Annotated in this window: 35 protein-coding genes; 2 read left to right on the top strand and 33 right to left on the bottom strand. The window is 47.2% G+C overall.

Annotation, left to right across the window (positions count from 1 at the left end; all coding sequences use genetic code 11):
- The first annotated feature begins 19 nt into the window (after positions 1–19).
- A complete protein-coding gene (gene rpmG / locus INP79_RS02540; RefSeq protein ID WP_013441158.1) occupies positions 20–175 on the top strand; it encodes a 50S ribosomal protein L33 in 156 nt (51 codons plus the stop codon).
- A 75-nt stretch (positions 176–250) separates the two neighbouring features.
- Here rpmG and INP79_RS02535 read toward each other — a convergent pair whose 3' ends face one another.
- Both INP79_RS02535 and mgtE read right to left on the bottom strand, forming a co-directional pair.
- Positions 251–1,549, bottom strand: a complete 1,299-nt coding sequence (locus INP79_RS02535; protein ID WP_194752786.1) for a mechanosensitive ion channel family protein — start codon at positions 1,547–1,549, stop codon at positions 251–253.
- A 7-nt stretch (positions 1,550–1,556) separates the two neighbouring features.
- Positions 1,557–3,014: a magnesium transporter gene (gene mgtE, locus INP79_RS02530; protein ID WP_194752785.1), complete on the bottom strand. Its 1,458-nt coding sequence runs from the start codon at positions 3,012–3,014 to the stop codon at positions 1,557–1,559.
- A gap of 77 nt (positions 3,015–3,091) precedes the next feature.
- Between mgtE and INP79_RS02525 the strand changes: the two genes are divergently transcribed.
- Positions 3,092–3,331 carry a glutaredoxin family protein gene (locus INP79_RS02525; RefSeq protein ID WP_194752784.1) on the top strand — a complete coding sequence of 80 codons (240 nt, stop codon included), beginning with the start codon at positions 3,092–3,094 and terminating at the stop codon, positions 3,329–3,331.
- 61 nt (positions 3,332–3,392) lie between these two features.
- Here INP79_RS02525 and rplQ read toward each other — a convergent pair whose 3' ends face one another.
- From rplQ to fusA, 31 genes are all read right to left on the bottom strand, one after another.
- Positions 3,393–3,779, bottom strand: coding sequence for a 50S ribosomal protein L17 (gene rplQ / locus INP79_RS02520; protein ID WP_019881247.1), 387 nt, complete (start codon positions 3,777–3,779; stop codon positions 3,393–3,395).
- Positions 3,780–3,812: 33 nt separating this feature from the next.
- Complete coding sequence (gene rpoA, locus INP79_RS02515; RefSeq protein ID WP_018986254.1) at positions 3,813–4,799, bottom strand: DNA-directed RNA polymerase subunit alpha; 987 nt, start codon at positions 4,797–4,799, stop codon at positions 3,813–3,815.
- 56 nt (positions 4,800–4,855) lie between these two features.
- A complete protein-coding gene (gene rpsD, locus INP79_RS02510; RefSeq protein ID WP_019881243.1) occupies positions 4,856–5,485 on the bottom strand; it encodes a 30S ribosomal protein S4 in 630 nt (209 codons plus the stop codon).
- A gap of 47 nt (positions 5,486–5,532) precedes the next feature.
- Complete coding sequence (gene rpsK, locus INP79_RS02505; RefSeq protein ID WP_018986256.1) at positions 5,533–5,922, bottom strand: 30S ribosomal protein S11; 390 nt, start codon at positions 5,920–5,922, stop codon at positions 5,533–5,535.
- A gap of 40 nt (positions 5,923–5,962) precedes the next feature.
- Positions 5,963–6,325 carry a 30S ribosomal protein S13 gene (rpsM, locus tag INP79_RS02500; protein ID WP_194740364.1) on the bottom strand — a complete coding sequence of 121 codons (363 nt, stop codon included), beginning with the start codon at positions 6,323–6,325 and terminating at the stop codon, positions 5,963–5,965.
- A gap of 109 nt (positions 6,326–6,434) precedes the next feature.
- A complete protein-coding gene (gene rpmJ, locus INP79_RS02495) occupies positions 6,435–6,548 on the bottom strand; it encodes a 50S ribosomal protein L36 (protein WP_081620790.1) in 114 nt (37 codons plus the stop codon).
- A gap of 24 nt (positions 6,549–6,572) precedes the next feature.
- A complete protein-coding gene (gene infA / locus INP79_RS02490; protein WP_019881241.1) occupies positions 6,573–6,791 on the bottom strand; it encodes a translation initiation factor IF-1 in 219 nt (72 codons plus the stop codon).
- Between the two features lie 2 nt (positions 6,792–6,793).
- A complete protein-coding gene (secY, locus tag INP79_RS02485) occupies positions 6,794–8,107 on the bottom strand; it encodes a preprotein translocase subunit SecY (RefSeq protein ID WP_194740363.1) in 1,314 nt (437 codons plus the stop codon).
- A 25-nt stretch (positions 8,108–8,132) separates the two neighbouring features.
- Positions 8,133–8,570 carry a 50S ribosomal protein L15 gene (rplO, locus tag INP79_RS02480; RefSeq protein WP_024929372.1) on the bottom strand — a complete coding sequence of 146 codons (438 nt, stop codon included), beginning with the start codon at positions 8,568–8,570 and terminating at the stop codon, positions 8,133–8,135.
- Between the two features lie 2 nt (positions 8,571–8,572).
- Positions 8,573–8,767 (bottom strand): 50S ribosomal protein L30, encoded by a 195-nt coding sequence (gene rpmD / locus INP79_RS02475; RefSeq protein ID WP_019881237.1) that lies wholly within the window; start codon positions 8,765–8,767, stop codon positions 8,573–8,575.
- A 2-nt stretch (positions 8,768–8,769) separates the two neighbouring features.
- Positions 8,770–9,276 (bottom strand): 30S ribosomal protein S5, encoded by a 507-nt coding sequence (rpsE, locus tag INP79_RS02470; protein ID WP_019881236.1) that lies wholly within the window; start codon positions 9,274–9,276, stop codon positions 8,770–8,772.
- 14 nt (positions 9,277–9,290) lie between these two features.
- Complete coding sequence (gene rplR / locus INP79_RS02465; protein ID WP_019881235.1) at positions 9,291–9,644, bottom strand: 50S ribosomal protein L18; 354 nt, start codon at positions 9,642–9,644, stop codon at positions 9,291–9,293.
- 75 nt (positions 9,645–9,719) lie between these two features.
- Positions 9,720–10,253 carry a 50S ribosomal protein L6 gene (gene rplF, locus INP79_RS02460; RefSeq protein WP_019881234.1) on the bottom strand — a complete coding sequence of 178 codons (534 nt, stop codon included), beginning with the start codon at positions 10,251–10,253 and terminating at the stop codon, positions 9,720–9,722.
- Positions 10,254–10,264: 11 nt separating this feature from the next.
- Positions 10,265–10,660 carry a 30S ribosomal protein S8 gene (gene rpsH / locus INP79_RS02455; RefSeq protein ID WP_019881233.1) on the bottom strand — a complete coding sequence of 132 codons (396 nt, stop codon included), beginning with the start codon at positions 10,658–10,660 and terminating at the stop codon, positions 10,265–10,267.
- Positions 10,661–10,674: 14 nt separating this feature from the next.
- Positions 10,675–10,980, bottom strand: a complete 306-nt coding sequence (gene rpsN, locus INP79_RS02450) for a 30S ribosomal protein S14 (RefSeq protein WP_024929371.1) — start codon at positions 10,978–10,980, stop codon at positions 10,675–10,677.
- Positions 10,981–10,982: 2 nt separating this feature from the next.
- The gene (gene rplE, locus INP79_RS02445; protein WP_019881231.1) at positions 10,983–11,522 is read right to left on the bottom strand and encodes a 50S ribosomal protein L5; all 540 of its coding nucleotides are present in this window, start codon (positions 11,520–11,522) and stop codon (positions 10,983–10,985) included.
- Between the two features lie 8 nt (positions 11,523–11,530).
- Positions 11,531–11,848: a 50S ribosomal protein L24 gene (gene rplX, locus INP79_RS02440; RefSeq protein ID WP_019881230.1), complete on the bottom strand. Its 318-nt coding sequence runs from the start codon at positions 11,846–11,848 to the stop codon at positions 11,531–11,533.
- Positions 11,849–11,867: 19 nt separating this feature from the next.
- Positions 11,868–12,236: a 50S ribosomal protein L14 gene (gene rplN, locus INP79_RS02435; protein WP_019881229.1), complete on the bottom strand. Its 369-nt coding sequence runs from the start codon at positions 12,234–12,236 to the stop codon at positions 11,868–11,870.
- Positions 12,237–12,427: 191 nt separating this feature from the next.
- Entirely contained in the window at positions 12,428–12,685 is a 258-nt protein-coding gene (rpsQ, locus tag INP79_RS02430; protein ID WP_305076193.1) for a 30S ribosomal protein S17, read from the bottom strand.
- Positions 12,682–12,876, bottom strand: a complete 195-nt coding sequence (gene rpmC / locus INP79_RS02425) for a 50S ribosomal protein L29 (protein ID WP_019881226.1) — start codon at positions 12,874–12,876, stop codon at positions 12,682–12,684. Before rpmC ends, rpsQ begins: the two co-directional genes overlap by 4 nt.
- A 12-nt stretch (positions 12,877–12,888) precedes the next feature.
- A complete protein-coding gene (gene rplP / locus INP79_RS02420; RefSeq protein WP_018986272.1) occupies positions 12,889–13,305 on the bottom strand; it encodes a 50S ribosomal protein L16 in 417 nt (138 codons plus the stop codon).
- Positions 13,289–14,002 (bottom strand): 30S ribosomal protein S3, encoded by a 714-nt coding sequence (rpsC, locus tag INP79_RS02415; protein WP_019881224.1) that lies wholly within the window; start codon positions 14,000–14,002, stop codon positions 13,289–13,291. Before rpsC ends, rplP begins: the two co-directional genes overlap by 17 nt.
- 1 nt (position 14,003) lies before the next feature.
- Positions 14,004–14,342 carry a 50S ribosomal protein L22 gene (gene rplV / locus INP79_RS02410; RefSeq protein WP_018986274.1) on the bottom strand — a complete coding sequence of 113 codons (339 nt, stop codon included), beginning with the start codon at positions 14,340–14,342 and terminating at the stop codon, positions 14,004–14,006.
- Positions 14,343–14,352: 10 nt separating this feature from the next.
- Complete coding sequence (gene rpsS / locus INP79_RS02405; RefSeq protein WP_019881223.1) at positions 14,353–14,628, bottom strand: 30S ribosomal protein S19; 276 nt, start codon at positions 14,626–14,628, stop codon at positions 14,353–14,355.
- A gap of 5 nt (positions 14,629–14,633) precedes the next feature.
- The gene (gene rplB / locus INP79_RS02400) at positions 14,634–15,467 is read right to left on the bottom strand and encodes a 50S ribosomal protein L2 (RefSeq protein ID WP_019881222.1); all 834 of its coding nucleotides are present in this window, start codon (positions 15,465–15,467) and stop codon (positions 14,634–14,636) included.
- An 11-nt stretch (positions 15,468–15,478) separates the two neighbouring features.
- Positions 15,479–15,793, bottom strand: coding sequence for a 50S ribosomal protein L23 (rplW, locus tag INP79_RS02395; protein ID WP_019881221.1), 315 nt, complete (start codon positions 15,791–15,793; stop codon positions 15,479–15,481).
- The gene (gene rplD, locus INP79_RS02390) at positions 15,790–16,416 is read right to left on the bottom strand and encodes a 50S ribosomal protein L4 (RefSeq protein ID WP_194740361.1); all 627 of its coding nucleotides are present in this window, start codon (positions 16,414–16,416) and stop codon (positions 15,790–15,792) included. Before rplD ends, rplW begins: the two co-directional genes overlap by 4 nt.
- Positions 16,416–17,066: a 50S ribosomal protein L3 gene (rplC, locus tag INP79_RS02385; RefSeq protein ID WP_019881219.1), complete on the bottom strand. Its 651-nt coding sequence runs from the start codon at positions 17,064–17,066 to the stop codon at positions 16,416–16,418. Before rplC ends, rplD begins: the two co-directional genes overlap by 1 nt.
- A 136-nt stretch (positions 17,067–17,202) precedes the next feature.
- A complete protein-coding gene (gene rpsJ, locus INP79_RS02380) occupies positions 17,203–17,511 on the bottom strand; it encodes a 30S ribosomal protein S10 (RefSeq protein WP_018986280.1) in 309 nt (102 codons plus the stop codon).
- A gap of 58 nt (positions 17,512–17,569) precedes the next feature.
- Entirely contained in the window at positions 17,570–18,760 is a 1,191-nt protein-coding gene (tuf, locus tag INP79_RS02375) for an elongation factor Tu (protein WP_194740353.1), read from the bottom strand.
- A 37-nt stretch (positions 18,761–18,797) separates the two neighbouring features.
- Complete coding sequence (gene fusA / locus INP79_RS02370) at positions 18,798–20,891, bottom strand: elongation factor G (protein ID WP_194752783.1); 2,094 nt, start codon at positions 20,889–20,891, stop codon at positions 18,798–18,800.
- Between the last annotated feature and the right edge of the window lie 34 nt (positions 20,892–20,925).

Below are 20,925 nucleotides of genomic sequence, written 5' to 3'. Positions count from 1 at the left end.
TCGATAAAAGGACAATATCATGCGTGAAAAAATCAAATTGGAATCCAGTGCTGGTACAGGTCATTTCTATACCACCACAAAAAACAAACGTACTATGCCTGAGAAAATGGAGATCAAGAAATTTGACCCAGTTGCTCGTAAGCATGTGATGTACAAAGAAACTAAATTGAAATAATTTCAGTTTCCAGCATTAATAAAAAAGCCTGCGATTGCAGGCTTTTTTATTTTGGTCGCTATACCAACCTTCCCATTATTCTGAAGCCAGATTTAAAGCTGCCTGACCGGAAATAATACGCACATCCTGCTGTGGGTATGGGATCTGAATATTATTCGCTTTAAAGCGCTGCCAAATCTCGTAATAGACCTCACTCTGCAGCTTGGCGGTCGCCTCCTCTGGATTAAGCACCCCTACCGCCAACTGTAAATCAATGCCATTCTGGCCGAATGATTTAATAATCACCTCCACAGCAGCTTCATCCCTGAGTGTACGCTCATGTGACCGACCAATCTCTTGCAATAGCTTGATGGCCAAATCCAGATCACTTTCATAAGAGATTTGGACTAAAACAGGCACCTTCGCTTTATGGGCTGCAGAAGTATGATTAATCACCACATCCGTGATCATCGTTTCGTTAGGAATGATGAATTCAGTTCCATCCAGCTTGCGTAAAACGATATAACGCGAACGCAACTCTTTGACGATGCCATAGTAACCGCGAATCGTCACAATATCGCCCATATGCAGCGACTTATCCATAAGGATAATAAAACCACTCACATAGTTGCTGGCGATCTTCTGCAAACCAAAGCCAAGCCCTACACCAAGCGCACCACCAAATACCGACAGCATGGTGACATCAATGCCGACAGCGGCCATCGACATCAGCAATGCGATGACAATGGCCACCATGCGCACCAGCTTGACCATAATGACACGCCAGTTACTATTAATATTTTCCGAGGCCATCAGCCGCAGCTCTATCATGCGACTTAACCACAAAGCGACCAACATGGTGATCACAATGGTGAGCCCGCCCTGAATCAGTAATAACAGATTCAACTTTTGCTTGCCAACGCTGAATTGCACATCTTCCAGAATCTGCAGGGCCGGATCGAGGAAGCCGCTGATATGCAACGCCACCACGACCCATACGCACCATGCGATGACGCGCTCAAACGAGTGCAACCAGGCACTGGGCGAGAATACGTAACGCAACACATAGACCAGGCTACGGATAATCACCATGGCCAGCAACATGCGCGCGGCGAGTCGCAACAAACCGACATGCATAAAGCTTTCAAGCGAATAGCGTGCAACCACCAGCAACAGAAAAGCGACAAAGGGAAAAAACAGGCGCTCAATGCCTCCCAGCAGCATTTTGTAAACAGTGTTCACTTTGCCTGCTGCAATTTGCTTGCGCAGATGCAGGTTCAGCAAACCACTGACACCCAAAATCAAAGCAAATACAAACAGCTGCCACAAAGCAGAGACGGTGCTCAGGTCCTGAACAATTTCTTTCCAGAGAATATTAATATCGTTATCCATCATTGATTATTTACAACAAAAAGATTGTGGCCAGTCCAAGGAAAATTAAGAAGCCACCACTATCGGTCATGGCCGTAATCAACACACTGGAGCCTACCGCCGGATCGCGGTCTAACTTATTCATCACCAATGGGATGGTCACACCAATAATCGCCGCCAATAGCAGATTCAGCGTCATCGCGGCCATCATCACCAGCCCCAATGCAGCACTATGGTATAACCAGAAGGCAATCAACCCCAGCACACTGCCCCACAGCAAGCCATTGAGCAATGCCACGCCCATTTCTTTCTGCAACAGAGACTTCATGTGATAGCCAGAGATTTGACCCAATGCCAAACCGCGAACAATCATAGTCGTGGTCTGATTACCGGAGTTGCCGCCAATACCGGCCACAATCGGCATCAAGGCTGCCAGCGCCACAATCTTCTCGATACTGCCCTCGAATAAACCAATCACACGGGACGCAACCAGCGCGGTGACCAGGTTAATTGCCAGCCAGGCCCAGCGGTTTTGCACAGACTTCCAGATCGAGGCAAAGAAGTCCTCCTCTTCGCGCAAACCGGCCAGAGACAACATGTCAGCCTCGGCCTCTTCACGGATAATATCCATGACGGTATCGACCGTAATCCGCCCCACCAGCTTGCGGTTATTATCGACCACCGGTGCCGTCACCAGGTCATAACGCTCAAACGCCATCGCCGCCTGGTCAGCCATATCTTCCGGATGAAACACAACCGCATCTGTCGACATAATATCGCCGACTTTAGTCTCAGGATCGTTGAGGATAATACGCTTGAGTGGCAACACACCTTGCAAAATGTCATCACGGTTAATGACGAACAACTTGTCAGTATGGTCGGGGAATTTAGGCAAACGACGCAAGTAACGCAACACCACTTCCAGTGTGATATCGTCACGAATGGTCACAATATCAAAGTCCATAATCGAACCTACGGTATCGTCCGGATAAGACAATGCCGATTGCAAGCGCTCACGATGCTGCGTATCCAGGCTGTATAACAAGTCCTGCAATACATCTTTCGGCAAATCTGGCGCCAGGTCAGCCAGCTCGTCAGTGTCCAATTGCTCGGCAGCGGCCAGCAATTCGTCACTATCCATGTCCGCAATCAGGGTTTGACGAACCGCATCCGACGCTTCCAGCAGAATCTCGCCATCACGATCGGCCTTCACCAGATCCCATACCATTAAACGATCGTCTAATGGCAAGGATTCCAGGATGTAGGCCACGTCCGCCGGGTGTAACTGATCCAGCTTGTGCTGCAGAATACTCAAGTTTTGTTTGTGAACCAGGCTCTCGACCAGGTCATGCTTAGGCATATCCTGCCTATGCACGACATGCTCAACCAGCTTGTGCTTATCCAGCAAGTGGATCACCTGTTGCAAAGTCTCGCTCAGGCTTTCCTTGCCTTCGGTGACTTTCTCATCTTGTTCGTGAATTTCTGTCATGCATTATCCAATGTTGAGCAGGCGTTATTTTTGCAGGTATCATTGTACAAAGCGTTGATGACACTACCTAGAGTTTTATGCAAAACCAATTGATATTATTCGGCACCCAAGGTTGCCATCTCTGTGAGGATGCTGAGCACCTGTTACAGGCGCTGGATCTGCCTTATCAATACCTAGACATCATTGATGACGAAAAATTGCTGCAGCGCTATGAAATCAGTATTCCGGTGCTCATGCAGAATTCAGCCAGCAACCCAAAAGAGCTGTATTGGCCATTCACCGCGGATACGATTAACCATTGGCTTAAGGGCAACTAATAGCCGCTTTAGAAAATAAAAAAGCCAGCTTTCGCTGGCTTTTTTATACATGCGTCATGTCTTATTCTGCTGCTGGTGCTTCTGCTACTTCTGGGCGATCAACCAACTCTACGAACGCCATTGGAGCATTGTCACCTTGACGGAAACCACACTTCAAAATGCGCAGGTAACCGCCATTACGTGCATTGTAACGTGGACCCAGTTCACCGAACAATTTACCTACGATATCACGGTCACGCAGACGGCTGAAAGCCAGACGACGGTTTGCCAATGTAGGTGTTTTACCCAAAGTGATCAATGGCTCTGCATATTTACGCAGCTCTTTTGCCTTAGGCAAAGTTGTTTTAATCACTTCGTGACGCAGCAAAGAGGTCACCATGTTGCGGAACATGGCTGCGCGGTGGCTGCTGGTTCTGTTCAATTTACGATTGCTATTACCGTGACGCATAGTAATTTCCTTAAGTATTTATCTGATCAGGAATTAAGCTTTTTCCAGACCAACAGGTGGCCAGTTTTCCAGCTTCATTCCCAGTGTCAGGCCTTTAGAGGCCAACACGTCTTTAATTTCGTTCAATGATTTTCTACCCAGGTTAGGCGCTTTCAGCAATTCGTTTTCTGTACGCTGAATCAGATCACCAATGTAGAAAATGTTTTCTGCTTTGAGGCAGTTGGCAGAACGTACTGTCAATTCCAGGTCATCAACCGGACGCAACAGGATAGGATCTACCTGAGGTGCAGCTTTCACTTCAACATCAGCAGAAGCACCTTCCAGATTTGCAAACACGGACAACTGACCAATCAGGATACGCGCAGCATCACGGATCGCCTGCTCAGGCTCAATAATGCCGTTAGTCTCAACATCCATAATCAGCTTGTCGAGGTCAGTACGCTGTTCAACACGTGCGCTCTCAACATGGTAGCTCACTTTGTTGATCGGGCTGAAAGAAGCATCTACCATCATAAAGCCTAATACGCGATCTTCATCGTTAGCTTTTTGACGTGCTGGAACAGGCTGATAACCACGACCCATTTCAACTTTCACTTCCAGGTTCAACTTGCCACCTTTGGTGATGTTCGCAATAATGTGGTTCGGGTTAACGATCTCAGCATCATGACCAACTTCAAAATCGCCAGCAGTCACAATGCCTTCACCAGATTTGTTCAACACCAAAATGGTTTCGGTTTTGTTGTGCAGCTTTAAGGCAACACCTTTCAGGTTCAGCAAGATGTCAACAACGTCTTCCTGTACGCCTTCAATGGTGGAGTACTCATGTACAACACCATCAATTTTTACTTCAGTAATGGCAAAACCCGGGATGGAAGAAAGCAACACTCTTCTCAACGCATTACCCAAGGTATAGCCAAAGCCACGTTCCATTGGCTCTAAAGTCACACGTGCACGCAGTGGAGTAATCACTTCAACGTCCACAACACGTGGCTTCAAATAATCTGTAGGGTTATTTTGCATACAACTCCTTGAAGTAATTGGGTAGTAACAAGTAATCCTTAGCCTAAGCTAAGCGATTACTTAGAATACAATTCAACGATCAATGATTCATTGATGGTAGCAGGCAACTCATCACGCTGAGGTTTAGCCTTGAACTTACCAGACAATGCTTTGACGTCGACTTCCAACCACTCAGGGAAACCACGTTGTTCAGCCGCTTCAACTGCAGCTTTAATACGCAATTGTGTTTTAGATTTATCAGCAACAGTTACCACGTCACCAGCCTTCACTTGGTATGAAGGGATATTTACGCGCTTACCGTTTACCAAAATGCTGTTATGACGCACAACTTGACGTGCTTCAGAACGTGAACCAGCCAGACCCATGCGGTATGCTACGTTGTCCAGACGGGACTCCAGCAATTGCAACAGGTTCTCACCAGTAATGCCTTTTTGACGATCAGCCTCAGCGTAATAAGTACGGAACTGACCTTCCAAAACGCCGTAAATACGACGTACTTTTTGCTTCTCGCGCAATTGCACGCCGTAGTCAGACAGACGTGAGTTGCGGCGCTGACCATGCTGACCTGGTGCGAAGTTGCGCTTTTCAATTGCGCATTTGTCTGTAAAGCATTTTTCTGCTTTCAGAAACAGTTTTTCACCTTCACGACGGCATTGACGGCATTTAGGGTCTAAATTTCTAGCCAAAATAGTTCTCCAGTAATCGATTCGCTAATTTATCGAAGCGAAATGAATTAAATTCTGCGTTTTTTCGGTGGGCGGCAGCCGTTATGCGGCACCGGTGTCACATCAGTAATGCTGGTGATTTTAAAACCGGCAGCATTCAACGCACGCACAGCGGATTCACGACCTGGACCTGGACCCTTGATACGCACTTCCAGATTCTTAACGCCAGATTCCTGAGCAGCTTTACCAGCCACTTCAGAAGCTACCTGTGCAGCAAATGGAGTACTTTTACGTGAACCTTTAAAACCTTGACCACCGGAAGTAGCCCATGACAATGCATTGCCTTGACGATCGGTAATCGTAATAATCGTGTTGTTAAAAGAAGCGTGCACGTGAGCGATACCCTCGGCAATATTCTTTTTAACTTTTTTTCTAACGCGTACATTAGCTTTTGCCATGTTGTACTGTCCTTAATATCTACTGATGTTCAATAAAAGATTATTTAGCTTGCTTGATGGCTTTAACCGGACCTTTGCGTGTACGCGCATTGGTTTTGGTACGCTGACCGCGCACTGGCAAGCCACGACGATGGCGAATACCGCGATAGCAACCCAGGTCCATCAAACGCTTGATGTTCATGGTTACTTCACGACGCAAATCACCTTCTACAGTGTATTTAGCCACTTCGTCACGCAGCTTTTCAACTTCTGAGTCGCTCAGGTCTTTTACCTTTGCTGTTGTCAGTACACCAGCCGCAGCACAGATTTTCTGCGCAGTATCGCGACCAATACCGTAAATAGAGGTCAAAGCAATTTCTGCATGTTTGTGGTTTGGGATATTTACCCCGGCAATACGAGCCATACTTAAACTCCAATAATCAATCGTTTTTAACGATCAAACTTGTGCGTAGAAAAGAAAAGCCGCATATTATATCAGCCAATCAATACTCTCACAAGCAAATGTTTTACCATTAACCTTGACGTTGTTTATGACGTGGGTCAGTACAAATAATACGAACAACGCCGCGACGTCTTACTACTTTACAGTTACGGCATAATGTTTTAACTGATGCGCGAACTCTCATCTTACTTTCCTTTATTTAATTCACTTACTTTGCGCGGAATGTAATTCGCGCACGGGTTAAATCATATGGGGTCATTTCTACCGTGACTTTGTCACCAGGCAAGATGCGTATGTAGTGCATGCGCATCTTGCCTGAAATATAACCAAGTACAGTATGACCGTTTTCAAGTTTCACTTTAAAAGTTGCATTCGGCAAGTTTTCCAGAATCTCGCCTTGCATCTCAATGCGATCCTCTCTTGCCATTGCTACTTGCCCGTTCCTTTAAAATTGGCTTTTTTCAGCAATCCCTCATACTGTTGTGACATCAGATGTGATTGCACCTGCGTCATAAAGTCCATCGTCACGACAACGATAATCAACAATGAAGTACCACCAAAATAGAACGGGGTATTAAACTTCAACACTAAAAACTCTGGCAACAAACAAACCAGCGTAATGTACAGCGCACCAATCAGCGTCAATCGTCCCATGATGCGATCAATGTATTTAGCGGTTTGATCACCAGGACGGATCCCCGGCACAAACGCACCACTCTTCTTCAGGTTATCTGCCGTTTCTTTCGGATTGAATACCAATGCCGTGTAGAAGAAGGCAAAAAACAAAATCGCGGCAGCAAATAACAAGATGTACAAAGGCTGGCCTGGGGAGAGTTTTGCACTCACATCCTTCAACCAGTACATATGTTCACTGCTACCAAACCAGCCAGCCAATGTAGCTGGGAACAAGATAATACTTGAAGCGAAAATCGGTGGAATCACACCTGACATATTCAGCTTCAGTGGCAAGTGCGTAGACTGACCACCATAAATACGGTTACCGACCTGGCGTTTGGCGTAGTTCACGGTAATCTTGCGTTGGCCACGTTCAACGAACACAACCAATGCAGTCACCAGAATCACTGCCACAAACAGGAACATCACCAATGGAATAGAGAATGCTCCGGTTTTTGCCAGATCCAGCGTACTACCAATCGCATGCGGCAAGCCTGCCACAATACCCGCGAAAATAATGATTGAGATGCCGTTACCTATACCACGCTCGGTAATCTGCTCGCCCAACCACATCAAAAACATTGTGCCAGCCACCAGTGTGGTCACAGCAGTAATACGGAATGCAAAGCCCGGGTCCAATACCAGACCAGCCTGGCCTTCCAATGCAATGGCAATGCCTAACGCCTGGAAAGTTGCCAACAACACCGTACCGTAACGGGTGTATTTGGTAATTTGACGACGACCAGCTTCGCCCTCTTTTTTCAGTTGCTCCAGCTGCGGTGAAACCACAGTCAGCAACTGCATAATAATTGAGGCAGAAATATAAGGCATGATGCCGAGGGCAAACACGGTGAAACGTGATAACGCGCCACCGGAGAACATGTTAAACATGCCCAAAATGCCATCTTTCTGCGTATCAAACAACTGCTTTAACACAGTTGGATCAATGCCTGGCACTGGAATATGCGCACCCAAGCGGTAAACCACCAATGCGCCCAACAAGAACCACAAACGGCTTTTTAATTCGCCAAGTTTGCTTACGGAACTTAAGATATTATCCTGTGCCAAGCTGATACTCTTTTCTTACAACAGATTAGACTTCCAGTACTTTGCCGCCAGCAGATTCGATGGCAGCTTGAGCACCTTTAGTCAACAACAACCCTTGCACCTGTACTTTGGCAGCCACTTCACCAGACAGGTAAACCTTTACTGCTTTTGCAGATACTGGCACCAATTTGGCAGCTTTCAAAGACAAGATGTCGATCACTTCAGCATCCACCAAAGCCAACTCACTCGTACGGATACGTGCGGTGTCAGCTTGTGTCAGTGAGTTAAAACCACGTTTTGGCAAACGACGTTGCAAAGGCATTTGACCGCCTTCGAAACCGACCTTATGAAAGCCACCAGCACGGGATTTTTGACCTTTATGACCACGGCCACCAGTTTTACCCAAACCAGAGCCAATGCCACGACCTAAACGACGAGGTGCTTTTTTTGCGCCTGCAGCAGGCTTAATCGTGTTTAATTGCATGATTATTCAACCTTCAAAAGATAACTCACTGCATTGATCATGCCGCGAATTTCAGGAGTGTCCTGCACTTCTACAGTATGGTGCATACGACGCAGACCCAGACCACGTACAGTGGCTTTGTGCGCTTCGATACGACCAATCAAACTTCTAACCAACGTTACTTTTAAAGTAGCGCTTTCTTTTTTTGCTTTAGCCATGATTAACCTCTGATTTCTTCTACGGTCTTACCACGTTTAGCGGCTATTTCAGCCGGCGTATTCATGGATGCCAAACCGTTCAAAGTTGCGCGAACCAGGTTGTAAGGATTGGTAGAACCAATACTTTTTGCAACCACGTTAGTCACACCCATTACTTCGAAGATCGCGCGCATTGCACCACCAGCAATAATACCGGTACCTTCAGAAGCTGGCTGAATCAGCACTTTGGCTGCACCGTGAACGCCAGTCACTGCGTGATGCAATGTACCGTTATTCAGGTTTACTTTAACCATGTTGCGACGGGCTTCGTCCATGGCTTTTTGTACAGCCACTGGCACTTCACGTGCTTTACCTTTACCCATACCAACGGCACCATCACCATCACCAACTACGGTCAACGCAGCGAAGCTCATGATACGACCGCCCTTAACCGTTTTACTGACACGGTTAACGGTAATCATCTTTTCGCGCAAACCGTCGGTTTGCTGCTGTTCAATATCTTTAGCCATTCTTTATCTCACCCTTAGAATTTGAGACCGGTTTCACGGGCAGCTTCGGCCAAAGCCTTGATACGACCGTGATACTTGTAGCCTGAACGATCAAATGCAACAGTGGTAATACCAGCCTGCGCTGCTTTTTCAGCAATACGCTTACCAATCAGGGTTGCAGCTTCGATGTTGCCGCCATTTTTCAGTTGTTGACGCACTTCAGCCTCAACGGTGGATGCACTCGCCAATACGCGATCGCCAGTTTCAGCAATGATCTGTGCGTAGATATTGGTATTGGTGCGATGTACACTCAAACGTGTCACTTTCAACTCGGCGATTTTGGCACGGGTTTTACGTGCTCTGCGCAAGCGGTTATTTACGTTCTTCATTGAATTTACCTTTAATGTTGATTCACTGTTAAGGCCAGTGTCTAACCTTGCAGCATTACGCTGCAAGTGCCTTAGTTATTTTTTCTTGGTCTCTTTAATAGTGACCACTTCATCTGCATAACGAACGCCTTTGCCTTTATATGGCTCAGGTGCACGGTAAGCACGAATCTGCGCAGCCACTTGACCAACCACTTGCTTGTTAGCGCCAGTCAAAATCACCTCTGTAGGAGTAGGTGTTTGCACAGTAACGCCTTCAGGCATTTTGTGGTTAATCGGGTGAGAGTAGCCTAACTCCAGGTTCAGGGTAGAACCTTGAGCATTTGCTTTGTAGCCAACGCCAATCAGTGACAATTTACGGGTAAAGCCAGTAGAAACACCTTGCACCATATTGGCCAGCAAAGCGCGTGTCGTACCTGACATCGCTCTTGCATGTTGTGTTTCGCTGGTCGCTTTAACCAACAACTCTTCACCTTCACGGGAAACAGAAATTTCTGAAACCAGCGCTTGGCTTAACTTACCCAGAGGACCGCTAACGGAGATCTCTGAAGGAGAAATTACAACTTCCACTTTCGCAGGAATCGCAATCGGGTTTTTAGCAACACGTGACATATTGATTCTCCTTAGGCCACGATGCACAAAACTTCACCACCGATACCGGCAGCTTGTGCTTTACGATCAGTCATCACGCCTCTAGAAGTGGAAACGATAGTCACACCTAAACCGTTCATCACTTTAGGCAGATTCTGACTACCTTTATAAATACGCAAACCTGGCTTGGATACACGCTCGATCTTCTCAATTACTGGACGACCGGCATAGTATTTCAGGCTAATGTTCAAAACTGGCTTACCGTCATTGTTTTGAACGTTGAAATCATCGATGTAACCTTCATCTTTCAACACGTTTGCAATCGCGCCTTTTACTTTAGAAGCAGGCATTGAAACGGTTGTTTTATTCGTACGTTGCGCGTTACGAATACGGGTCAACATATCGGCAATCGGATCACTCATACTCATGTTCTATTCCTCCGTTACCAGCTGGCCTTGGTGACACCTGGTACGTGACCAGCCATCATCAACTTACGCAACTCGTTACGTGCGATACCAAATTTACTAAACACACCACGTGGACGACCAGTCAAAGCACAACGGTTACGTGTGCGAACAGGACTGGAGTTGCGCGGCAGACTTTGCAACTTCAAACGTGCAGCCATGCGATCTTCGACGCTGGCAGACTGATCGTTGCTAGCAGCAACCAATTCAGCACGTTTAGCTGCATATTTTTTAACGGTTTCGCGACGCTTTTGTTCGCGCTCTGTCATACATACTTTTGCCATGACTAACCTCTGAAAGGGAAACTGAACGCAGCCAAAAGAGCTTTCGCTTCTTCGTCTGTTTTCGCAGTTGTAGTAATCGTGATGTTCATCCCGCGCAGCGCATCGATTTTATCGTATTCGATTTCTGGGAAAATGATCTGCTCTTTCACGCCCATGTTGTAGTTACCACGGCCGTCAAAAGACTTGCCTGAGATACCACGGAAGTCACGAATACGTGGAATAGCCACAGTGATCAGACGATCCAGGAATTCGTACATACGCTCGCGACGCAGTGTTACTTTGCAACCAACAGGATAGTCGTCACGAATCTTAAATGCAGCGACAGACTTCTTAGCCTTGGTAACGATTGGTTTCTGACCTGCAATTTTTTGCATATCAGCAACAGCGTTTTCCATGACCTTCTTGTCAGCCACAGCCTCGCCCACACCCATGTTCAGGGTAATTTTTTCGATACGTGGAACCTGCATTGCTGAGGTGTAACCAAATTGTTCTGTCAATTTGGCAACCACGCTATCGTTATAATACTGTTTTAAACGTGCCATATATTATCCTATGCGTCGATAGACTCGCCGCTAGATTTGAATACACGAATCTTGCGACCATCTTCCAGTACCTTGAAACCAACACGATCAGCTTTTTGTGTTGCAGCATTGAAGATTGCCACATTGGAGCCGTCTACCGGCATTTCCTTGCTGATGATGCCACCAGTGATACCACGCATCGGGTTTGGGCGAGTGTGTTTCTTAACCACATTCAAACCTTCAACCACTACATGGCCTGTTGGCAAGACGCTTAAAACAGCACCTGTTTTACCTGCATCTTTACCTGTATTCAGAATGACCTGGTCACCTTTGCGAATTTTGCTCATTTGATTGTCTCCAAGCCAATTACAACACTTCAGGCGCCAGTGAAACAATCTTCATGAAGCGCTCACTACGCAATTCACGTGTCACAGGGCCAAAAATACGCGTACCAATAGGCTCCAGCTTGTTATTCAACAAGACTGCTGCATTGGCATCAAATTTAACTAACGAACCATCTGGACGGCGAACACCTTTAGCAGTGCGCACAACCACAGCGTTGTAAATTTCACCTTTTTTGACGCGACCACGTGGTGCAGCATCTTTAATGCTGACCTTAATGATGTCGCCAATGCTGGCATAACGACGCTTGGAACCACCCAAGACTTTGATACACTGAACGGAACGCGCACCAGTGTTGTCGGCTACTTCCAGCCGAGATTGCATTTGAATCATGAGAAATAATCTCCAACTTAATCCGTTATAACCACTACCAGCCGCTTGCTTTCACAATTTCGGCCAATAGACCACGGTCAGTATTGGGGTGCCAGCTACATGCCAACTAAGGCGGGCACCGAAAAGTCCAACATTATACAACCAAAAAAACGCTTGTGACAAGCGTTTTTCCGGTTTTATATTTTGAAGCCTTATTTAGCTTCGATTTTGCTTACAACCCAAGTTTTAGTCTTGGAGTATGGGCGTGTCTCTGTGATAGTCACTACATCGCCTTCGTTGCATGCATTTGCTTCATCGTGTGCATGGAACTTGTTCGATTTAACAACCACTTTACCAATCAGAGGATGCTTCACTTTACGCTCGACAAGCACAGTCACGGTTTTATCCATCTTGTTGCTCACCACGCGGCCAGTGAAACTGCGTACTACTTTCGCTTTTTCAGTCATCATGCCTGTTTCGCTTTCTCAGCCAATACAGAGTTCACGCGAGCGATATCTTTGCGCACTTTACCCAGCTGATCTACTTTGTTCAATTGTTGGGTGGCTACCTGCATGCGCAGAGAAAACTGCGCACGGCGCAACTCAACCAACTCGTTATTGAGCTCATCTGCTGACTTTGCTCTCAATTCAGAAGCTTTCATCGTTACTACTCCTTAACTGCCAATTTGACGGGTCATGAATGTAGTTTCGACTGGCAGCTTGGCAGCAGCCAATCTGAAAGCCTCACGTGCCAGCTCTTCGCTCACGCCATCCATTTCGTACAGCATTTTGCCTGGCTGAATCTGGGCGATGTAGTAGTCCACGCTACCTTTACCGTTACCCATACGTACTTCAGCAGGTTTCTTAGAGATCGGTTGATCCGGGAACACACGAATCCAAACGCGGCCACCACGTTTAATGTGACGAGTCATCACACGACGTGCAGCTTCAATCTGGCGTGCCGTCAAACGACCGCGACCGATCGCTTTCAAACCAAATTCACCAAAGCTCACCTTGTTACCAGTAGTCGCAATACCTTTATTGCGACCCTTTTGCATCTTACGGTATTTCTGTCTAGCTGGTTGCAGCATCTTTAGCCCTCGGCTTTCTTACTTTTTTCTCTGGCTCAGCATCAGCAACGGCAGCGTTAGCAGCGTTGTCACCGAAGATCTCGCCTTTGAATACCCAAACTTTAATCCCGATAATACCGTAGGTGGTAGAAGCTTCTGCCACACCGTAGTCGATATCAGCACGCAGTGTATGCAAAGGCACACGGCCTTCACGGTACCACTCGGTACGTGCAATTTCGATACCGTTCAAACGACCGGAACTCATGATCTTGATACCTTGTGCGCCCAAACGCATTGCGTTTTGCATGGCACGCTTCATGGCACGACGGAACATTACGCGCTTTTCCAATTGCTGGGCAATAGATTGTGCGATCAAAGTAGCGTCCAATTCTGGTTTACGCACTTCTTCAATGTTCAGGTGCACTGGAACGCCCATCAGGCCTTGCAGGCTAGAACGCAAAGATTCGATATCTTCGCCTTTCTTACCAATCACAACACCAGGACGTGCACTGTGAATCGTGATTTTTGCGTTCTTAGCAGGACGCTCGATCACGATGCGGCTCACAGCAGCACTCGCCAATTTCTTGTTCAAGAACTCGCGCACTTTGATGTCGCCTTGCAACATCGCAGGGAAGTTCTGGCTATTAGAGTACCAACGTGAGGCCCAGTTTTTCTGAACGCTCAAACGGAACCCAATTGGATGAATTTTCTGTCCCATATTATTCCTTTGAGTCACCGACTGTCACATGAATATGACAGGTTGGTTTCGTAATACGACCAGCGCGACCTTTTGCACGTGCACGGATACGCTTCATCACCAAGCCTTTATCCACATAGATTGAAGTCACCTTCAATGTGTCGATATCAGCACCATTGTTATGTTCGGCGTTAGCAATTGCAGACAAAACCACTTTTTTGATGATCTCGGCACCACGCTTTGGTGTGAATGCCAGGATGTTCAGTGCTTGATCTACTTTTTTGCCACGGACCAGGTCAGCCACCAGACGCGCTTTTTGCGGAGAAAGGTGTACGCCTTTTAAAACTGCAGTAACTTGCATAATCAGCCCCTTACTTCTTCGCTTTTTTATCAGCCGCGTGACCCTTGAATGTACGTGTCAACGCAAATTCACCGAGTTTGTGACCAACCATGTTTTCAGAAATCAACACAGGCACATGCTGTCTACCGTTGTGCACTGCGATGGTTAAACCAATAAAGTTTGGCAATACAGTCGAACGACGTGACCAAGTTTTAATTGGTTTTCTGTCGCGGTTCGCAGTGGCAGTTTCGACTTTCTTAGCCAAGTGAGCGTCCACAAATGGACCTTTTTTAATAGAACGTGCCATAGCGATTACCTTACATTTCTCGGACGACGACTTACACGCATGTTATCAGTACGCTTATTCTTACGAGTACGATAACCCTTAGTTTTCTGACCCCATGGTGACACAGGGTTCATACCAGCAGCTGTACGGCCTTCACCACCACCGTGCGGGTGATCAACCGGGTTCATCACCACACCGCGAACGGTAGGACGAACACCGCGCCAGCGCATTGCACCAGCTTTACCGATAGAACGCAGTGAGTGCTCTTCGTTACCCACTTCGCCCAATGTGGCTTTGCAGTCAACGTGCACACGGCGCACCTCACCTGAACGCAAACGTAACTGAGCGTAGGAACCTTCACGCGCCAGCAACTGTACGGAAGTACCTGCTGAACGGGCGATTTGTGCACCTTTGCCTGGTTGAATTTCGATGCAGTGAATCGTGCTACCCACTGGAATGTTGCGCAAAGGCAATGCATTACCAGCACGGATAGGCGCTTCAGAACCGCTGATCAACTGTGCACCGGCAGCAATGCCGCGTGGTGCAATGATGTAACGACGCTCACCATCGGCGTAGCACAACAGTGCAATGTTCGCCGTACGGTTTGGATCGTACTCAATACGCTCAACAGTCGCAGGAATACCATCTTTATTGCGACGGAAGTCAACAATACGGTAATGCTGCTTATGACCACCACCTTGGTGACGGGTTGTAATGCGGCCGTTGTTGTTACGACCTGCGTTTTTACTTTGACTTTCCAACAGTGGCGCGTAAGGTTTGCCTTTGTGCAAATCTGGTGTAACGACTTTCAATACACCGCGACGACCGGGGGAAGTTGGTTTGACTTTAACTAATGCCATGTCTTCTCTCCTTATTCGCCAGCTGCAAAGTTAATTTCTTGACCTGGCTTCAAGCTCACATAAGCTTTTTTCCAGTCGTTACGCTTACCAATACGACGGCCAGCACGCTTCACTTTACCTGCGACGTTGATCACAGATACAGAAGCCACTTCGACTTTGAACACCAGTTCAACAGCCGCTTTAATTTCTGGCTTAGTCGCATCAGTGCGTACCTTGAAAGCAATTTGCTGATGTTTGTCAGCAATGAAAGTTGCTTTTTCAGTAATCTGAGGCGCCAAAATCACTTGCAATAAACGATCTTGTGTTTTAGTTGCTGCGGTAATCATGCCAAGATCTCCTCAAGTTTTTTCACAGCATTGGCTGTGACCAAAACGTTAGGGAAACGCACCAGACTTACTGGATCAGCATACTGCGCTTCAACCACCAATACGTTTGGCAGGTTACGGGAAGACAAGTACAAGTTCTCATCAAAACCGTCAGTCAACAGCAATACACCGCCATCGATGCCCAGAGCATTGATTTTTTGTACGAATTGTTTTGTTTTAGGTGTATCAACTGTGAAGTTGTCTACTACCTTCAAACGGTCCTGACGAACCAACTCAGACAAAATAGTCTGCATGCCAGCACGGTAAGCCTTACGGTTTACTTTGTGGCTGTAGTTTTCGTTAGGGCTGTTTGGGAATGCACGACCGCCTCCGCGCCAGATCGGGCTGGATGCCATACCGGCACGGGCGTTACCAGTACCTTTTTGTGCATATGGCTTATGTGTCGTGTGAGCAACAGTAGCACGTGTTTTTTGTGCGCGAGTCGCAGTACGGGCATTTGCCATGTAGGCAACAACCACTTCATGCACCAATGACTCGTTAAACTCACGACCAAAAGTAACGTCAGACGCATCAACGCCTTTTTTAGCTACTTTGCCGTTTTGATCGATTAATTTCAATTCCATTATTTAGCCCCTTTCGCTTTGATGGCTGGACGTACAACGACATTGCCACCTTTGGAGCCAGGTACGGAACCTTTAATCAACAACAGGTTACGCTCTGCGTCTACACGAACGATTTCCAGGTTCTGGGTAGTGACTTTAGCATCACCCAAATGGCCAGGCATGCGCTTACCAGGGAATACTCGACCTGGATCCTGCGCCATACCGATAGAGCCTGGTACGTTGTGCGAACGTGAGTTACCGTGAGAAGCACGGTTAGAGGAGAAGTTATGACGCTTGATCGCACCGGCAAAACCTTTACCGATGGAAGTACCCGTCACATCAACCAACTGACCAACAGAGAAAATATCAACAGTGACATTTCCACCTACTTGGAAGTTAGCCAATACATCTTCAGCCACATTGAATTCTTTGATACCAGCACCAGCAGTTACGCCAGCTTTGGCAAAGTGACCAGTCAACGCTTTGTTGATACGGCTGGCACGACGCTCACCGTAAGCAACCTGCAGGCCCGTATAGCCATCCGTTGCGACTGTCTTAACTTGTGTCACGCGGTTAGGAATCACTTCCAGCACTGTTACAGGAATGCTTGCGCCTTCATCTGTAAAAATGCGGGTCATGCCCACTTTGCGACCAATAAGCCCTAAGCTCATGATCAGTTCCTTATAATAGTTAAAGTGGACGATTACAATTGACCGTCCACCGAAGAGCGCGGATTATACCGAACTATTCTAGATTTGACAATAACCTTTTCTTTCGAAAAGGTTTATTGCAATGTCAGCTTTAAAATTAAAGCTTGATTTCTACATCCACGCCAGCTGGCAGATCCAGCTTCATCAATGCATCAACAGTCTTGTCTGTTGGATCCACGATGTCCATCAAACGCTGATGGGTACGGATTTCAAACTGGTCACGGGAAGTTTTGTTCACGTGTGGTGAACGCAGAATGTCAAAGCGCTCGATACGTGTTGGCAATGGCACTGGACCTTTAACAACTGCACCAGTACGTTTCGCAGTATCTACGATTTCCAAAGCAGATTGGTCGATCAAACGATAGTCAAATGCTTTCAGACGGATACGAATTTTTTGAGCTGCCATGTTTTTTCCTTAAAAAGAGCAAAAAGCGGCAGGATAACCCTGCCGCTCATAAAGATAATTACTCGATGATTTTGGCAACGACGCCAGCACCAACGGTACGACCACCTTCACGGATAGCGAAGCGCAAGCCTTCTTCCATCGCGATCGGAGCAATCAGTGCAACTGAGATAGATACGTTGTCACCTGGCATAACCATTTCGGTACCTGCTGGCAATTCAACTGCACCAGTCACGTCAGTTGTACGGAAGTAGAACTGTGGACGGTAGCCGTTGAAGAATGGTGTATGACGACCACCTTCATCTTTACCCAACACGTAGATCTCTGCTGTGAACTTGGTGTGTGGCTTGATAGAACCTGATTTGGACAATACTTGACCACGCTCAACTTCTTCACGCTTAGTACCACGCAGCAATACGCCTACGTTGTCGCCTGCTTGACCCTGGTCCAGCAGTTTACGGAACATTTCAACACCAGTACAGGTGGTTTTCAATGTTGGCTTGATACCTACGATTTCGATTTCGTCGCCGACTTTAACGATACCACGCTCGATACGGCCTGTTACTACAGTACCACGACCAGAGATAGAGAATACGTCTTCCACTGGCATCAGGAATGCGCCGTCGATTGCGCGCTCTGGTGTTGGGATGTAGCTGTCCAATGCGTCAGCCAAGGCGAAAATCGCTGGTTCGCCGATTTCTGATTGGTCACCTTCCAGTGCCAATTTTGCTGAACCTTTAACGATTGGGGTGTCATCACCTGGGAAGTCATACTTGCTCAGCAAGTCACGCACTTCCATCTCAACCAGTTCCAACAACTCAGCATCGTCAACCATGTCTGCTTTGTTCAGGAACACCACGATGTATGGAACACCAACCTGGCGGGCCAACAGGATGTGCTCACGTGTTTGTGGCATCGGGCCGTCAGCAGCTGAACATACCAGGATCGCGCCGTCCATCTGGGCAGCACCGGTAATCATGTTCTTAACGTAGTCAGCGTGACCTGGACAGTCAACGTGTGCGTAGTGACGTGTTGCAGTCTCGTACTCAACGTGTGCTGTGTTAATGGTAATACCACGTGCTTTTTCTTCTGGTGCCGCGTCAATTTGGTCGTAAGCTTTTGCTTCGCCGCCAAATTTCTTCGTCAATACAGTGGTGATCGCCGCTGTCAATGTCGTCTTACCGTGGTCAACGTGACCAATCGTACCAACGTTCACGTGTGGCTTGGTACGTTCAAATTTGCCTTTTGCCATGATTGTTTTCCTTTAATTCAATACTGTAATAGATCAATTATTTTTTGTTGATGATTGCATCAGCAACGTTTTTCGGCGCATCAGCGTAATGCTTGAATTCCATGCTGTAAGTCGCGCGACCTTGTGACAGGGAGCGAACCACAGTGGAGTAACCAAACATTTCAGACAGTGGCACTTCAGCCTTAATGGCTTTACCACCGCCAGGCATGTCATCCATGCCCTGGATGATACCGCGACGAGATGACAAGTCACCCATCACATCACCCATGTACTCTTCAGGCGTTTCAACTTCAACGGCCATCATAGGCTCCAACAAGACTGGATCTGCTTTACGCATACCATCTTTAAAGCCGATAGAAGCAGCCATCTTGAAGGCGTTTTCGTTGGAGTCAACGTCATGGTATGAACCATCAAACAACGTTACTTTTACGTCAACGACCGGGAAACCAGCCAGGATACCGGCAGGAATGGTTTCACGCAGACCTTTTTCAACCGCTGGAATAAATTCACGCGGTACGGTACCACCTTTAATCTGGTCAACAAACTCAAAGCCTTTACCAGCTTCGTTAGGTTCCATTTTGAGCCATACGTGACCGTATTGACCCTTACCACCGGATTGCTTAACGAACTTGCCTTCCACTTCAACAGATTTGCGGATCGCTTCACGGTATGCCACTTGTGGCGCACCCACGTTCGCTTCAACGTTGAATTCACGACGCATACGGTCTACCAGAATTTCCAGGTGCAACTCACCCATACCGGAAATAATAGTCTGGCCAGACTCTTCATCGGAACGGACACGGAAAGAAGGATCTTCTTGTGCCAAACGACCCAATGCCAAGCCCATTTTTTCCTGGTCACTCTTCGTTTTTGGTTCAACAGCCACGTGAATCACTGGCTCAGGGAACACCATACGCTCCAGAATGATAGGCTTGTCTGGAGAACACAAAGACTCACCAGTCGTCACGTCTTTCAAGCCGATACAGGCGGCGATGTCACCAGCCAAAACCTCTTCAACCTCTTCACGGTTGTTAGCGTGCATTTGTACGATACGGCCGATACGCTCTTTTTTACCCTTCACAGAGTTGAGCACGGTATCACCCTTGTTCAACACGCCAGAGTAAACGCGGATAAATGTCAGCTGACCAACAAACGGGTCTGTCATCAATTTAAATGCCAAAGCAGAGAAGCCTTCTTTGTCGTCGGCTTTACGGCTAGCTGGCTTACCATCATCATCTTCACCAGTCACATCATCAATGTCGATTGGGGATGGCAAGAAGTCAACAACTGCATCCAACATACGTTGAACGCCTTTGTTTTTAAATGCAGAACCGCACAGCATCGGCTGGATTTCACCAGCAATCGTACGCGTACGCAGACCTAATTTGATGTCTTTTTCTTCCAGATCACCATTTTCCAGGTACTTGTTCATCAGCTCTTCACTGGCTTCTGCAGCAGACTCAACCATCTGCTCGCGCCATTTGCCTGCCGTCTCAACCAGATCAGCTGGAATATCACCATAAGTGAACTTCATGCCTTGAGAAGCTTCATCCCAGATGATGGCTTTCATCTTCATCAAGTCAACCACGCCGGTGAAAGTATCTTCACGGCCGATAGGGATCACCACTGGTACTGGGTTTGCGCGCAGACGCGTTTTCATTTGCTCAACGACTTTGAAGAAGTCAGCACCTGAACGGTCCATTTTGTTTACAAATGCCAGACGTGGCACTTTGTACTTGTTGGCTTGACGCCAAACAGTTTCTGATTGTGGCTGTACGCCACCTACTGCACAGTACACCATGCAGGCACCATCCAGCACACGCATGGAGCGCTCTACCTCAATGGTAAAGTCCACGTGCCCTGGGGTATCAATAATGTTGAATCGATGCTCAGGCAAAGACAAGTCCATGCCTTTCCAGAAACAGGTGGTCGCGGCAGAAGTAATGGTAATACCACGCTCCTGCTCTTGCTCCATCCAGTCCATGGTCGCTGCACCGTCGTGCACTTCACCAATCTTATGGTTTACACCAGTGTAGAACAGAATACGTTCTGTCGTGGTTGTTTTACCTGCGTCAATATGCGCAGAAATACCAATATTACGGTAGCGTTCAATAGGGGTTTTACGTGCCACGATGCTTTACCTTTGCTATCAATTCAACTAATTA

It is taken from the genome of Methylophilus sp. QUAN (assembly GCF_015354445.1).
Taxonomy (GTDB): Bacteria; Pseudomonadota; Gammaproteobacteria; order Burkholderiales; family Methylophilaceae; genus Methylophilus.
The sequence above is the reverse complement of the archived record's forward strand: the minus strand, read 5'-3'. Positions and strand labels throughout refer to the sequence as shown.